Source organism: Parapedobacter koreensis (genome assembly GCF_900109365.1).
GTDB lineage: Bacteria > Bacteroidota > Bacteroidia > Sphingobacteriales > Sphingobacteriaceae > Parapedobacter > Parapedobacter koreensis.
The window spans coordinates 85,332-100,657 of record NZ_FNZR01000006.1; the positions used below are offsets into that span (position 1 = coordinate 85,332).

The window sequence follows — 15,326 nt, forward strand, 5'->3', positions numbered from 1 at the left end:
TCAAGACAGACTATCTACGAATGAATCCGGCTATAGCTAAAACCATATCGCTTTTATTGCTTATCGTGGTGGGTCTTTCACTACGCAAAGCCCTCCATAAAACCGAACATCATCAGGCACTCAAAATACTTATCTTGAATATCGCATTGCCAGCCATTATTTTTGTGGCGCTGATGAATACGCAGATGAGCGCCAGCCTCATTTGGTTGCCTTTATTGGCTATTGTCTTTAATTTCGCCCTTCTGGGCATCACTTGGATGGTCTTGCCGAGGCTGTACGGCATCCGCAGTGATGGCGCCGATATGCGTACCCTTTCATTGCTTATTCCTTCATTAGCACCGGGAATGTCATGTTTTCCCTTCCTGCTTGAATACGTGGGCAAAGAGGCGGTAGCGTTGGGGAGCATTGCCGATCTGGGTAATAAGGTGTATGTGCTTATCTTTTGTTACCTCTTGGCCATGCACTGGTATTTCAAGCAGGCGACCACGCCGAAAGTGCGCGGGCGCCAACGTCTGAAAGCGCTGTTGGTGACCCTGATGCGGGAGCCGGTAAACCTGGCCATTTTTGTGGCACTCCTTTTATTAGGCGTTGGCTGGCATTTTCAGGATCTCCCGGCATTCATGGGCGATCCCATCACGATGCTGAGTGCGTTGATGACCCCCATCATCCTGCTGTTTATCGGTATTACGGTTAAGTTTAAATGGGCGCAGTTCCGGGTGATTGTCAGCTTGCTCTTGTTTCGGGCGGGTATTACTTTCCTGTTGAGCGGGCTGTGTTTGCTATGGGCACCTAATCTATCGGCCACCATGGCGGTGGTAGCGATTGTATTTCCGCAAAGCGCGGTAAGCTTTTGGCCGTTGGCGCATATTTCCACCATATCGGCCATGGAGCAGCAGCAGGGGACAGCCATTTCGTCACCGACATTCAATCCGCAATTGGCGTTGAATGTACTGGCGCTGTCGCTCCCTTTTTCAGCAACCATCGTGTTGGCCGTGTTTAGTACGGACGGGTTCTTTATGAAAGTTCCCAATTTATTTGCTACAGGGGGATTGTTGCTGGCCATGGCTATCGTACCGGTGCTGTTGCACCGCATGCGTATGGCGAAATGGCGTCCCGAGGCACAGCACGAAGAGGCCTTGGATGCGCACCAGAAAGAACGCGTCGTACTTTAGTCGCCTTCGTCCAGCAAATTATTGTCAATCTGTTTGCTGGCCTTCGCGCCCAGTTTCTTGAGGTTTTCTATCTTCTTGATGACGTTGCCGGGGCCTGTGCCGAGCTTCTTGGTCGCTTCATCATGCGCGCGCACAGCACGGTTTAGTTGTTCGCCTATCCGATCCATGTCTTGCAGGAAGCCCACAAATTTGTCATAGAGCGCTCCGGCCTCCTTTGCAATTTCCAGCACATTGCGCGTCTGCCGTTCCTGTTTCCACATGCTGGCAATGGTGCGTAGCGTGGCCAGCAAAGTGGATGGACTTACGATGACTACCTTGCGGTCCCAAGCGTCGCTAAACAGGTCGGCCTTGTAAGTGATGGACATGCTAAAGGCCGATTCGATGGGCATAAACAAGAGGACAAAATCCGGAGAGTTGATATGGTAGAGATCGTGGTAATTTTTTGCCGAAAGCCCTTTTACATGGTTTTCAACAGATTGGATGTGCTGCTTGGCGAAGATATCGCGTTCTTCATCCGTCATCGCATTGACCCAACGCTCATAAGCCAGCAGCGATACCTTGGAATCCACAACCAGGTGTTTCTCGTCAGGCAGATCGATGATGGCATCGGGTTGGAGGCGGCGGCCTTCTTCATCGGTGATAGAGGCCTGTAGCCGGTATTCGCTATCTTTCACCAGTCCTGAGCGTTCCAGCACCCGCTCAAGGATGACCTCTCCCCAGTTGCCCTGCTTTTTGCTATCGCCCCGAAGCGCCCGGGTGAGGCTATTGGCTTCGTCCTTGATGCGCAGGCTTTGTTCCATCAGCTGTTCTACCACACCCTTGAGGGTATTCCGTTCGGCAGCCTCGGTTTGATATGTTTTTTCGACTTTTTCTTCGAATGTCTTGATTTTTTCTTTGAGTGGATTGAGGATCTGATCGAGGTTTTTACTGTTTGTTTCGGTAAATTTCTGGGTTTTCTCCTCTAAAATCCGATTAGCAATGACCTGGAATTCCGTGTTGAACTGTTGCTTGATGGTTTCGATTTCCGCTTTCTGCTCCTGTAATTTTTCCTGCTGGGATTTGTAATAAGCACGCGCGCTTTCCAGCGATCGCTCCGCTTGGGCCAGTCGCTCGCGTTCCTGTTGCAGTTCGCCAATCAAACGTTGCTGCTCCTCACGGAGCATGGTTGTGATGTGTTCTTTTTCGGAGATCAGGTTTTGCACCTGCTGTTCCGCACGGGCCAGTTGGAGGGCCAATGCTTCTTTTTCTTTTCGCAGCAGCTCCTGCTCTGGGCTATGGGTGGGGTGTTGCGGTCTTTTGATAAACAGCAAAACAGCAATAGCCAATATAACGACGGCAATAACAACGAGGTACAATTCCATGATGTGCAAAGATAACAAAAACCGATCACTGTCGCCGTTGCGGTCCTCTCTATATCAACTTCTGATGCGTCTTCCACCACAGATCGGGCATTTCGCCTGACACAGCTGTTTGGTAATCTTCATAACGGCAGGGAACAAGGTGGTAGCGTTCATTTACCGATTTGGAGCCCGAATAAGGCACTTGCATCCACCAACGATCGGATTTCTTGCTTTTGACGAACACCAGCTCATAGGCGTCGTTGTGCACGGTAGTCCGGTAGGTAATGTAAGCAGACTTGGGAATGAGCGGGGCATCGTGCTTCCGGTTGTAGAAACCGTCGATAAAATACCAAATCATCTGCGCGAGCAACATCCCCGTTTGTTCGCGGTTGTCAAGCGAGGGATTGTACTCATAGAAGCCAATGGAGGTGAGCTTGTCGTTCATTCCTGCGTATCGGCAGATGCGGCAAGCCTCATCGCCGAACAGGCCATTAGGCGTGGCATGGGCATTACCGGGTGCATCGGAAAACCGGATGGCATTCATATCGAAACTTAGCATGTCCGCAGCCCGGATGACGGGCTCCACATGCTCCACGGTATTGGCAATGAGGCCCAGGCGCATGGCCGTGAAGTAAAGCTTGTCATACATGGCAATGGCTTCTTTGCTTACAAAGTAGGTCTGGTACGCCAGGTTGCTGAGGTTGAAGAGGTAGTCCGGCTGGTGGAGGATGATATGGTTGAGGTATGTCAGCGAATTGAGGGGAGCATTTTCTGTATTTTCCCGGTCGAGGTCAAACCGCGAATCTACAAGCGCTACTTCAACCTTTTGTTCGAGCTTTTCGTAAGCGAGGTATTGAGCGTAAGTAATGTCCTGGCCGCCCCCGATGATAATGGGCGTAATGCCCGATGTTATCAATTCCGTGCATACGGCCTTTACTGCGGCATACGTGTCGGTTACTGTTTCGCCGGGCCTGATATTGCCCAAATCGGCCAACCGTAGCTTATATTCGCCTTGATTGAGTGTATAGAAATGTTTACGCATGGTATGGGCAGCTTCGGCGCAACCTAAGTTTCCGACAGCCATCCGATCATCCAGCACACCGAATAGTGCCAAGTCGGGTTTTTCTTCTTCTAAATCAGGAAACTCAAGGTGATGGAGGTATATAGATGCGCCCATCTGTGAACTGAAAAAGCCGGTCTCCGGAGTGAAATCCCGAGGATCAAGGGAAGAGAAAAAAACGGATAAGGACATGATTGTCGCGTGTTGTCTGGCAAATTATTGTTGCAAACTTACACAAAATGCGCATACCGCCAAAGCGCAATCGGCAAAGGGCGCACATGGTGGGGCAGCTAAGAATTAATAATTTATTTACGAATGATTTTTTCCATTTATTCCCTTATTTTTGGGGCACATCATCAACTACGCTAAGACGGTGATTCTAGTAACAGGCGGTACAGGTTTTCTTGGTGCTATACTCATTAAGCAATTGGTGGCTACGGGGGCCTATGTCCGTGCCACAAAACGGAAAACGTCCATTATTCCCCCCGAGTTAGCAGGCTTGCCCGGTGTGCAGTGGGTTGAGGCCGACATCACCGATTTTTTCGGGCTGGAAGATGCATTTGAAGGGGTGACACGAGTGTACCATTGCGCGGGGCTAATTTCCTATCATGCAGCAGACCGAAAGCGATTGATGGCGGTGAACGTAGCGGGTACAGCCAACGTGGTGACGCTTGCGCTGGAACACCGGATTCGGCTATTGCATGTCAGTTCCATCGCTGCGCTCGGCCGCGCCAAAGCCAACGGGGAAATTACCGAAAACGATCTTTGGGAATACGATTCCAGCCAATCCGGCTACGCGGTGGCCAAATACGAAGCGGAAATGGAAGTGTGGCGGGGTATTGCCGAAGGGTTGGATGCCGTTATCGTCAACCCGGCGCTCATTATCGGCCCGACGGCAAAAACGGAAGGCAACGGAACGAGCGGTGCTATTTTTGAGCGACTAAACGAGGGACTTCAATTTTACACGGATGGATCCGTAGGGCTTGTCGACGTGGAAGACGTGGCCAAAGCGATGGTGTTGCTGATGGAAAATACGACCGTGACCGGACAACGTTTCCTGCTGAGTAATGTAAACATGGCGCACAAAGAGCTGTTAGCGAGATGCAGTGTATATCTTAACAGGCCTGCGCCCACGCTGAAGGCCACGGCCTGGATGCTTAGCTTCGCCTGGCGTGCCGCCGGGATATGGGCGCTGCTTTCGGGCAGACGACCGCTGCTCACCCGCGAGATGGCCAAATCGGCAACCCAAAAAATGCGGTTTTCAAACCGGAAAATCGTGGATGCAACGGGTATTACCTTTAAGCCGATAGATGATACACTGCTTGAAATATGCACAAAACTGTTAAAAACAACATAAGTTGAATAGTTATTATATTATAGATTTCGATAGCACCTTTACGCAGGTGGAGGCGTTGGATGAGCTTGCCCGTATTTCGCTGGCTAATCATCCGGCCAAGGAACTGATTTACGAGGAAATCGAACGTTTGACCAACCTGTCCATGAATGGCCAGCTCTCCTTCCGGGAAAGCCTTTCAGCACGGGTGAAATTGCTGGAGGCTAATCGCGAGCATTTACAGAAGCTGATCGCTATTCTCAAAAAGCGGGTATCCCCGTCATTTTCCCGCAATCGTGAGTTTTTCAAGAAGCATAGCGACAGTGCATTGATCGTTTCCGGGGGGTTCAAGGAATTTATTGTGCCCGTGGTGAGCCCTTATCACATCAAACAGCACAATGTTTATGCAAATACATTCACGTTTGATGAGCAGGGCAACATTACGGGATATGACCAAGGCAACCCGCTGTCGGAAGAGGGGGGTAAAGTGAAACTACTGCGGCAGTTGAGCTTGTCGGGTAAGATATACGGTATTGGTGACGGTTACTCGGATTTTCAATTGAAAGAATCGGGTCTTATCGAACGGTTTTTTGCATTTACGGAGAATATCGAACGTAAGAGCGTATCGGAGAAAGCTGATCACGTGACACCCAGTTTTGACGAATTCCTATATGTAAATGACCTGCCGCGTGCCATTTCCTATCCGAAAAACCGCATTCTGTGCCTCATTGTGGGCGACGTGCCTGAAATTGCAGCACACATCCTCAAGCGCGATGGTTTTTCCATACGCGTAAAGGAGACATTTGAGGAAAAGTATGTAAAGGACGTGGGCATGCTCTTGCTGGGTAGGGGGGTAAAATTGGATGATAGCCAGCTGCTACAGGCCGATAAGTTAAAGACCATCGGTTACCTGGGCGATAGCAAGTATGTTGTAAACCGTGATATTTGCAACGATAAGGGAATTGTTCTTTTCGATGATAAAAAGGATAAAAGCCGCAATAGCGAGTTTATCCCCCGGCGTATGGCTGATTTTATCAACAAGGGAGATACGTATATGAGCCGCAATTTTCCAAACCTCATCTTGCCCAAGATTGAAAAGGCACACCGCTTGCTCCACATACATCGTAATGTGCCCGGTGTAATGGCCCAAATCAATCGTGTCTTTGCCGAAAACCAAATTAACATTGTCGCTCAGTTTTTGATGACCAAAGGAGATATCGGCTATGCGGTGACAGATGTGGATGTGCAGTATGACAAGCAACTGCTCAAGCAGCTAAGGCAGGTAGTCGATACCATAAAATTCAGGGTGCTTTATTAACGGCCCGCAGAAGAAGCATTAATAGCGCTTATCGCAAAAAAATAGAGAGGGATTTGGGAGTCCCTCTCTGAGCGATAGAATTGTTTTTTTATGTTACATAAAGACAGCACCACGGACAATTCTGGGAAACCGTGGGTGTTTTTTAGTGTGCTTTTATACTAGGTATGGATTTTAATCCAGTTAGTTGTGATTTTCGGCTCGAATTTCGTATTTTTAATTGGTAAATTATAAAATTATTGCATATTTTTTTATTGGTTTTGCAATATATAATTGATTTTGTTGAAAATATACCTGTACAAAGACGTGAACTGACGATTTTTGGTGTTTGTGATACAGTTAGCCTGCGAAATTCCATGAGGACAGGGGGGTGATACATTGGTCGAGCCTGATGTCCCAGGCATTGGTATCCTTGATTTCAGGTACCGGCTCAAATAATGACAATCCGATTTTGGCCGTGTCCGGGCGGCATACCCTCAAAAAGCGATCATAAAAGCCCTTGCCGTAGCCTACGCGGTGCCCTTGGCGATCAAAAGCAAGCAACGGTACAAAAACAGCATTGATTTCATCGGGAGGGATCGCTATACCGTTTTCGGGCTCCGGGATGCCCCAATCATTGGTGTTGAGCTCGGTTTTTTCATCCCACAAAAAATGTTGCATGCTCAGGGTGGTGCGGTCACTCCTGGACAAAGCTAGTCGGATAGTGGGATACTGCTGCCTTAGCCAGGTCGCAATGGCATAGGTGTCCGGTTCATGGTTGCCCTTGATGGGAAGGAATAGGTGAACAGTCAAAAACGCGGTGAAGTCCACCTGCTTCACCCGGCTAAGCAACTGCTGGTTCAATCGATGGAATTCATCGTCGGCAAGAAGCATCCGCTTCTCCCGGTATATTTTGCGCAATTCCTGCTTGGTAGTTGGATGCATAACCGATTTGACGTTTGCAGCAAATGTACGGCAATTGATTAAAGAAGAAACAATAAGAAAGGATATCGTGCCAAAAAAAATATCGGCCTTGAAGCGGGGAGCCCCAAGACCGAATAATCAACCTAAACCTAAAAATTTGAATCCTTTTATTTCACCCGTTCGATGTAATCACCTGAACGGGTATCAACTTTCACTTTGTCTCCCTGATTTACAAAGAGCGGTACTTTTATCTCTACACCAGTCTCCACCACAGCGCTTTTTAATGCGTTGGTAGAAGTATCCCCTTTTACGGCCGGCTCTGTGTAAGTAATCTCCAATTCTACTGTGCTAGGTGCTTGAGCCATAATGGGTTCTTCGCTTTCCATTGCTATAAGCACCTGCATACCTTCTTTCAAAAAGCGTGCCGAACTGCCAAATAGGTGTTTCGGAATATTGAATTGTTCGAAGGTATTATTGTCCATTACGACGAATGTATCCCCATCTTCGTATAAGTATTGGTAATCGCTGGTCTCAACACGGGCGATCTCGACTTCCTCATCCGTGCGGAAGCGGTATTCAACAAGCTTGCCGGTTTTTACATTGCGCATTCTGGCTTGGTAAAACGCCCGGAGGTTGCCGGGAGTCCGATGGATGTACTCTTCAACAGACACCAACTCACCGTTGAAACGCAAGATGTTGCCGCTTTTTACTTCTGAAGCTTTGGCCATTGATTTAAATTTAATACAGTTGTGCTTAATGTGGGTACAAAGATACTAAAGTGCCGTTTATTTACAAAAAACCACGTAAAAAGACCCGTCAGGCTTTATAATCAGTGATGTGGATGAAATGCTCACAAAACCCATATTCCTTTTCTTGATTGGAACAGACCAATAGCAGCCGATCGCCTTTCGTTTCGTCGATGAGATTGATATACCAGTCTATGCCTTGGTGATCCAAGTTGGTCGTGGGTTCATCCAGCAGTACAACCGGTGTATCCGCATAGCAAGCTAACGCCAATTTGACACGCTGTTTCATCCCCGAAGAAAAGTACCTGATTTGTTTATTTTTTGCATGTTGTAACCCCAGCCGTTCCATGAATAACTGTTCGTCCAAACCGTATTGGTACTTTTTATGAGTAAAATGAAACCGAATTTGTTCTACCAGTGTAAATTCTTCTATCAGTTCCATATAGGGGGCCACCAGTGAAATATGCCGATAAATATGGTCTGGTTCTATTGTATGTCCCCCGGTAGCATAGCGGATCTGGCCACTGGAAGGAGTAAGGCTGGACGCAATAACTTGAAGCAGCGTGGATTTACCCGATCCATTCGGACCTAAGACAGCATATCGATGCCCCGCCGTGAATTGGTAGTTTAGACGCCGGAATACCCAATCTTGGTTGAATCGCCTGCCGATATCCGCAAGGGTTATTTCCATGGATTATAAGATGCCTTTGCTTTGGCCAAAACCTTTCATCACGCCCCGGTTGGAATTGCGCACAAAGTCAAGTATTTCGTCGCGTATTTCCGTAGGCTTATATTCTGCCTCAATGATGTCCAATGCTTTCGTAAGGTTGTTGTTTTTGACAAACAGTACCCGATAGATATCCTGTATCTCGTTGATTTGGTTGGATGAAAATCCCCTTCTACGCAGGCCAACGGAATTGATGCCTACGTAGGACAGCGGTTCGCGTGCCGCCTTTACAAATGGAGGGACATCTTTGCGGACGAGCGACCCCCCGGCAATGAATGCATGGGAGCCAATGTGGCAAAATTGGTGTACAGCTACCATGCCAGCCAAGACCACGTAGTCGCCTACAATGATATGGCCAGCCAGCGTACTACTGTTAGAAAAAATACAATTGTCTCCCACGATACAATCGTGTGCGATGTGGCTGTAGGCCTGGATGAGGCAGTTCTTGCCAATCACGGTTTTCCATTTATCTTTTGTGCCGCGGTTTACCGTGACGCACTCCCTGATGGTCGTATTATCCCCGATTTCGACAGTGGTGTCTTCCCCATCGAATTTCAGATCTTGGGGGATGCCAGAGATAACGGCCCCGGGAAATATCCGGCAATTCTTGCCGATGCGTGCGCCATCCATGATGGTCACATTGGAACCTATCCATGTGCCTTCTTCGATCACCACATCTTTGTGGATGGTCACAAAAGGTTCAATCACCACATTGCCGGCAATTTTGGCCTGTGGGTGTATATATGCTAATGGTTGTATCATGACGCTTGGCTCTCTTTTACTTTTACAATCTGGGCCATCAACTCTGCTTCAACGACAATTTTTTCGCCGACCATCCCGATACCTTTCATTTGGGCGATGCCCCTACGGATCGGTTCCAACAAGTCGCAGCGAAAGATGATGGTGTCTCCTGGATTTACTTGAGCCTTGAACCGGGCATTTTCTATCTTAAGAAACAACGTGAGGTAATTTTCTGGATCGGCGACCGTGCTTAATACAAGGATGCCCCCAGTCTGTGCCATGGCCTCAATTTGCAATACGCCGGGGAAAACAGGTGCGCCAGGGAAATGCCCCATGAATAAATCCTCATTCATGGTGACGTTTTTCAGCCCCACTACGTGAGCCTTGGTGAGTTCCAAGATTTTATCGACCATCAGGAAAGGCTGCCGATGAGGCAGGATTTTCATGATTTGTACAGTATCGTACAAAGGCGGCATATTTGGATCATATATTTTGATATATTTCCGGCTCTTCTCTTTTTTGATTTGTGCCTTGATTTTCTTAGCAAAGGAGACATTGGCAGCATGCCCGGGCCGGGCAGCCATGATGTGGCCTTTAATGGGGCGGCCTACCAATGCGAGGTCACCAATCATATCGAGTAATTTATGCCGCGCGGGCTCGTTTTGGTGACGGAGCTCAATATTGTCCAGGATACCTTCTTTTGCGACATCGATGTCCTCCCGGTTAAAAAGCTTGGCCAGATGCCGCAATTCGTCTTTGCTCACCTCTTTATCGACCACCACGATGGCGTTATTGAGATCGCCGCCTTTGATGAGGTTGTTTTGCAGCAGCATTTCCAATTCATGTAGGAAACAGAAGGTTCTCGATGAAGCAATGTCTTTGGAAAACTCATCGATACCGCTAATGGAGGCATGTTGGCTTCCCAATACCGGTGAGTTGAAATCGATCATGCACGTAAAGCGATAACCATCCAACGGCATAGCTACCATCTCTACTTTTCTGTCTGGTTCGGTGTGGTGTATGTTATGGGGGATTTCGTAATAGTCGCGATCAGCACCCTGGTCTATATAGCCTGTTTGTTCGATGGCTTTTACAAATGGAGCCGAACTGCCATCCATGATGGGTACCTCGGGTCCGTCAATATCAATAAGTACATTGTCAATTTGTAGGCCTACTAAGGCGGCCATCAAATGTTCAATGGTACTCACGCTGGCGCCATTTTGAGAGATGGTGGTGCCTCGTGAGGTATCTGAAACATTATCAGCATCTACCAAGATAGTTGGTTGGTTTTCCAAGTCGACGCGTCTGAATCTATACCAATGGTGTTCCGGAGCGGGTTTTAAGGTCATCGTGACGGGTTTGCCGGTATGGAGGCCCACTCCTGAAATGATAATTGTTGATTTGATTGTTCGTTGTTTTACATTCATTGTTGTCATTGGCTTATCCTGTCAAAAGGAATCTTAAGCACTTGTTTTATTTCGATAGTTCTTTTGTTAATAATAGCTGCTCCAATTCTTCAAGCCGGCGTTCCAATTCCGGTAGGCGGGAATAGACTACCTGGGAACGCATCTGGGCATTATAAGGAGCAGCGGGGCTACCAGACCACTTTTTGCCCTCCTCGGCAATGGTACGGTTTACGCCGGATTGAGCCTGTATTTGGCTGCCACTGGCGATGTTGATATGGCCAACGATGCCGACCTGTCCGCCAATGACTGCTTTTTCGCCAACCTTGGTGCTCCCGGAGATGCCTGATTGAGCGGCAATAACCGTATTTTTCCCAATCTCCACATTATGCGCTATCTGAATCAGGTTGTCCAGCTTGACACCCTTGCGGATAATGGTAGAACCCATCGTAGCCCGATCGATGACGGTATTGGCGCCAATCTCTACGTCATCTTCAATGACCACATTGCCAATTTGGCTAATTTTATTGTAGGTGCCGTCTTCCTGGGGGGCAAAGCCAAAGCCATCGCTGCCCACTACCGTGCCCGAATGGATAATGACGCGTGAACCAATGACGCAGTCGAAGTAAACGGATACTCCAGCAAATAATGTCGTATTGTCGCCAATTTTGACATTGTCGCCGATGTACACGTGTGGATATATCTTGGCATGATCGCCGATGACTACATCCTTATCGATATACGCAAAAGCACCGATGTAGACGTTTTTCCCGATTTTGGCACTGGGATGGATAAATACGGGTTCTTCAATACCTGTTTTGTCCAAGCGCATCTTATTGTACAGTTCCAACAATAATGAAAATGCAGTATAGGCATTTTTCACCCGGATAAGGGTACTCGCTATGGGTTTATCCAGTTTCAGGTCTTCATTGATGATAATCACCGATGCCCGCGTTGTATAGAGGTATTGTTCGTATTTCGGATTGGACAAAAAAGACAGGCTACCCGTGGATGCTTCCTCGATTTTGGCCAGTTGCTCTACCATCACATCGGGATTTCCTTCAAGGGAACCATTTACGAGCGTAGCTATTTGATGTGCGGAAAATTGCATCTGCAAATGTATAAGTTTAAACGATATATATTCAAATTTTTACTGGTTATCAGCTTATTGATGGTGGATAGTAAGCAATTCCTTTGGAAATGAAACAGCAAATTTTTGAACTTTTTTTGATAAGGTGCCCAAATTGGACAAATCTGATGCTTCTGCAATATCTTGTATACTTCCGTCTTTCATTAAAATTTTGATTGTACTATTGTTCTGTTCGTAGGCGCTATTCTCAATGGATTGTACCCATACATAATAGGCCGTATCTGCAGCAGTTATCCCGAAATATTTTACAGCCCGTTCTTCGAGATCGACGATGACGTGATCCTGCGGGGCAGTGCTGTATAATTCGGTACGGTATAATGACCGGGCGATGAGCCGTGAACACAGCATGCGCAAGATGTGGTCGTCATGATACGCCCAAGTCTTTATCGCAGACCAGATGTCTGTGTCATCGAGACGAGAAAAATGAACCAAATGTGTCACATTTTCCGTAAAATTTTCCCGGGTAATCTTGTTGCGCAAAAAATGTTCCAACGATGGGGAGGCAAAGAGTAAAATGCCCTGCTCATAGAGTTCTTTCGCGCGTTGGAGGATCTTGAGCAACATTTGTTCGGCACCGAGGACGGTTTTGTGAAGATAAACTTGCCAGTACATCAAACGGCGCGCGATAAGAAACTTCTCTACCGAGTAAATCCCCTTCTGCTCAATGACCAGCTCGTTGTCAACGACATGCAGCATTTTGATGATGCGATCGAAGCTGATGACCCCTTCGGCTACTCCGGTAAAAAAGCTGTCGCGGCTGAGGTAGTCCATCCGGTCAATGTCAAGCTGCCCAGAAACCAACTGGTGGAGGAATTTTTTTGGGTAGCGGTTGTTAAAAATTGCGATAGCCTTATCAAGCTGTCCATTGAAGGTTGTATTGAGCTCATCCATCATGAGCGCCGAAAGCAGTTCGTGTGAAACGCCCTCGACCAAGGTGTGTTCCAGCGAATGGGAAAACGGACCATGGCCAATGTCATGCAGTAGAATCGCGGCCAGGACGGCTTCCTCCTCCTCGACGGTGATGGCGATACCTTTTCCGCGAAGTGTTTCAATGGCCAAAGCCATCAGGTGCATCGCTCCCAGCGCATGCTGGAAACGAGTGTGCAATGCTCCGGGGTAGACCAGGTGGGTCATGCTCACCTGCTTGATATAGCGCAGGCGCTGAAAATAGGGATGCTGTATCAGGTCAAATATGAAACCAGATGGGATGGAAATGAATCCATAAACGGGATCGTTGATTATCTTCTTTTTATTCACTCTCCGTAGGATTTACGGGGCAAAGATACGTTACGTGCCTGTTAATTTTTGTTAAAAAAGTCAGGTTAGGGCAAACTTTTCGTTATGTTCGCGATTATTTAAAGGATAATACAATCCATCTTTTATAGTTGAGGAAATACGGAATGCAAGAGACAAATATCCTATGGGCAGATGATGAGATTGATTTGTTGAAGCCCCACATCATGCTGTTGAATGAGAAGGGATACGGTGTGAAAACGGTAACGAATGGCAACGATGCGGTAGACGCCTTTAAAAAAGGGTTCTATGATTTGGTGTTTTTGGATGAAAATATGCCGGGGCTTACCGGATTAGAGACCCTTTTCGAATTGAAGAACATCAACCCAGCAATACCCATGGTATTGGTGACGAAGAACGAGGAAGAACACTTGATGGAAGATGCCATCGGCTCCAAAATCGATGATTACCTCATTAAGCCCGTCAATCCGAAGCAGATCCTGCTTACCATTAAGAAGCTGACCGAAAACAAACGATTGATCAGCGAAAAGACGTCCATGGCTTACCAGCAGGATTTCAGAACCCTGGGCATGATCCTCAATGACAATTTGGATTATGAGCAATGGACAGAAGTCTATAAGAAGTTAATTTATTGGGAACTATCACTTGAAAAGCTGGAAGATGCGGGTATGCACGAGGTGCTTACTTTGCAAAAGGCGGAAGCCAACATGCAGTTTTCCAAGTTTATGGAAAAAAATTACCTCCGTTGGGTGAAGGAGCCTGAAAGAGGTCCCATCATGTCACACCAATTGTTTCGCAAAAAGGTTTTTCCAACGTTGCAAGACAATAGGCCCACCTTCTTTTTCCTTATCGATAATTTACGGTACGATCAATGGCGGGTGGTCAACGAAGTCATCACCAACTATTTCCGGCTGGAAGAAGAGGATAGTTATTACAGCATACTCCCCACCGCTACGCAATATGCACGTAATGCCATATTCAGTGGGTTGATGCCCTTGGAGATGGAAAGGCAACACCCGGGCCTGTGGCAGAATGATGAAGATGAGGGCGGCAAAAACCTACATGAAGACAAGTTTCTCGCCGACCAGATCAAGCGGCTGTATCGGAAGGAATGCAAGCATTCGTATACCAAGGTACTTACCCTCGAACAGGGGCGCGATGTGGCTGAAAACCTGAGCAATTTGATGGGCAATGATCTGAATGTGCTGGTGTATAACTTCGTAGATATGCTCTCCCATGCGCGTACGGATATGGCCATGATCCGTGAATTGGCCAACGATGAGGCAGCTTACCGTTCGCTCACGTTATCGTGGTTTGAGCATTCACCGCTTTTGGATACGCTGAAGTGGCTTTCGCAAAAAGCGGTGCGCGTCATCATTACGACTGACCATGGGACTATCCGCGTGAAACACGCCAGCAAGGTAATCGGCGACCGGAATACGAACACCAATTTGCGGTACAAACAAGGTAAAAACCTCAATTTCATTGCTAAGGATGTATTCCATATCAAGAATCCACACGACGCGATGCTACCGAAACTCCATGTGAGTTCGAGTTTCATTTTTGCGAAGGAGGATACGTATTTTGTCTATCCGAACAACTACAACCATTTTGTCAACTATTTTAATGAAACCTTCCAACACGGCGGCATTTCTTTGGAAGAAATAATCATTCCGTTTGCAACGTACACGACTAAGTAGTAAAAAAGCGTATTTTTGCATGCATGGTCGTTGAGGTCGCAAACTTGGCGGATTTGCCCAACGCAGCTGCGCAGGTCGTAGCAGCAGGGGGTGGGCACCGTGTTTTTCTTTTTTATGGCGAAATGGGTGCAGGCAAGACTACGCTCATTAAAGCCATCTGTGATCAATTGGGCGTCACGGACCAGACGTCCAGTCCTACATTCGCCATTGTAAACGAATATAACACGACCGAGGAGCCTATTTACCATTTCGATTTTTACCGTATTAAGGCCGAGCAGGAGGCTTTTGATCTGGGCTATGAAGATTATTTCTATTCGGGCAGCTATTGCTTTGTGGAATGGCCGGAAAAGATAGCCGGGTTGTTGCCCGATGATGCCATCGAAGTGACCATCGCCGTCACGGGCAATGACAGTCGGCACATCACCGTCCAGCCGCGGCAATAGGCGATTGCGCCATTCCGCAAAAAAAATCATCCCACCAAT

General features: G+C 47.5%; 14 protein-coding genes. 5 read left to right on the forward strand and 9 right to left on the reverse strand.

Annotated features, from left to right (window positions below; translation table 11 throughout):
* Positions 1-20: 20 nt before the first annotated feature.
* Positions 21-1,172 (forward strand): AEC family transporter, encoded by a 1,152-nt coding sequence (locus tag BMW65_RS15135; protein ID WP_177181149.1) that lies wholly within the window; start codon positions 21-23, stop codon positions 1,170-1,172.
* Here BMW65_RS15135 and rmuC read toward each other — a convergent pair.
* Together rmuC and BMW65_RS15145 are read right to left on the reverse strand one after the other, a co-directional pair.
* Positions 1,169-2,533 (reverse strand): DNA recombination protein RmuC, encoded by a 1,365-nt coding sequence (rmuC, locus tag BMW65_RS15140; RefSeq protein WP_090606617.1) that lies wholly within the window; start codon positions 2,531-2,533, stop codon positions 1,169-1,171. The two genes, BMW65_RS15135 and rmuC, sit on opposite strands and share 4 nt — an antisense overlap.
* Positions 2,534-2,582: 49 nt before the next feature.
* Positions 2,583-3,764, reverse strand: a complete 1,182-nt coding sequence (locus tag BMW65_RS15145; protein WP_090606618.1) for a formimidoylglutamase — start codon at positions 3,762-3,764, stop codon at positions 2,583-2,585.
* Between the two features lie 181 nt (positions 3,765-3,945).
* Here BMW65_RS15145 and BMW65_RS15150 point away from each other — a divergent pair, with 181 nt between their 5' ends.
* Both BMW65_RS15150 and BMW65_RS15155 read left to right on the forward strand, forming a co-directional pair.
* Positions 3,946-4,929 (forward strand): NAD-dependent epimerase/dehydratase family protein, encoded by a 984-nt coding sequence (locus BMW65_RS15150; RefSeq protein WP_090606899.1) that lies wholly within the window; start codon positions 3,946-3,948, stop codon positions 4,927-4,929.
* A gap of 1 nt (position 4,930) precedes the next feature.
* Entirely contained in the window at positions 4,931-6,223 is a 1,293-nt protein-coding gene (locus tag BMW65_RS15155) for an HAD-IB family phosphatase (RefSeq protein WP_090606620.1), read from the forward strand.
* 336 nt (positions 6,224-6,559) lie between these two features.
* Here BMW65_RS15155 and BMW65_RS15160 read toward each other — a convergent pair whose 3' ends face one another.
* The 7 genes from BMW65_RS15160 to BMW65_RS15190 all read right to left on the reverse strand — a co-directional run bounded on the left by BMW65_RS15160 (position 6,560) and on the right by BMW65_RS15190 (position 13,147).
* Entirely contained in the window at positions 6,560-7,144 is a 585-nt protein-coding gene (locus BMW65_RS15160) for a 5-formyltetrahydrofolate cyclo-ligase (protein WP_090606622.1), read from the reverse strand.
* A gap of 146 nt (positions 7,145-7,290) precedes the next feature.
* Positions 7,291-7,851 carry an elongation factor P gene (efp, locus tag BMW65_RS15165; RefSeq protein WP_090606623.1) on the reverse strand — a complete coding sequence of 187 codons (561 nt, stop codon included), beginning with the start codon at positions 7,849-7,851 and terminating at the stop codon, positions 7,291-7,293.
* A gap of 88 nt (positions 7,852-7,939) precedes the next feature.
* Complete coding sequence (locus BMW65_RS15170) at positions 7,940-8,560, reverse strand: ABC transporter ATP-binding protein (protein ID WP_090606625.1); 621 nt, start codon at positions 8,558-8,560, stop codon at positions 7,940-7,942.
* 3 nt (positions 8,561-8,563) lie between these two features.
* Positions 8,564-9,358, reverse strand: coding sequence for an acyl-ACP--UDP-N-acetylglucosamine O-acyltransferase (gene lpxA / locus BMW65_RS15175; RefSeq protein ID WP_090606626.1), 795 nt, complete (start codon positions 9,356-9,358; stop codon positions 8,564-8,566).
* On the reverse strand, positions 9,355-10,764 hold the full coding sequence (locus BMW65_RS15180; RefSeq protein ID WP_177181161.1) for a bifunctional UDP-3-O-[3-hydroxymyristoyl] N-acetylglucosamine deacetylase/3-hydroxyacyl-ACP dehydratase: 1,410 nt from the start codon (positions 10,762-10,764) through the stop codon (positions 9,355-9,357). Before BMW65_RS15180 ends, lpxA begins: the two co-directional genes overlap by 4 nt.
* Before the next feature lie 46 nt (positions 10,765-10,810).
* The gene (gene lpxD, locus BMW65_RS15185) at positions 10,811-11,851 is read right to left on the reverse strand and encodes a UDP-3-O-(3-hydroxymyristoyl)glucosamine N-acyltransferase (protein ID WP_090606629.1); all 1,041 of its coding nucleotides are present in this window, start codon (positions 11,849-11,851) and stop codon (positions 10,811-10,813) included.
* 54 nt (positions 11,852-11,905) lie between these two features.
* Positions 11,906-13,147 (reverse strand): HD domain-containing protein, encoded by a 1,242-nt coding sequence (locus BMW65_RS15190; RefSeq protein WP_090606631.1) that lies wholly within the window; start codon positions 13,145-13,147, stop codon positions 11,906-11,908.
* Between the two features lie 143 nt (positions 13,148-13,290).
* Here BMW65_RS15190 and porX point away from each other — a divergent pair, with 143 nt between their 5' ends.
* The gene (porX, locus tag BMW65_RS15195; RefSeq protein ID WP_090606632.1) at positions 13,291-14,844 is read left to right on the forward strand and encodes a T9SS response regulator signal transducer PorX; all 1,554 of its coding nucleotides are present in this window, start codon (positions 13,291-13,293) and stop codon (positions 14,842-14,844) included.
* 23 nt (positions 14,845-14,867) lie between these two features.
* A complete protein-coding gene (tsaE, locus tag BMW65_RS15200; protein WP_090606634.1) occupies positions 14,868-15,287 on the forward strand; it encodes a tRNA (adenosine(37)-N6)-threonylcarbamoyltransferase complex ATPase subunit type 1 TsaE in 420 nt (139 codons plus the stop codon).
* Positions 15,288-15,326: the final 39 nt, after the last annotated feature.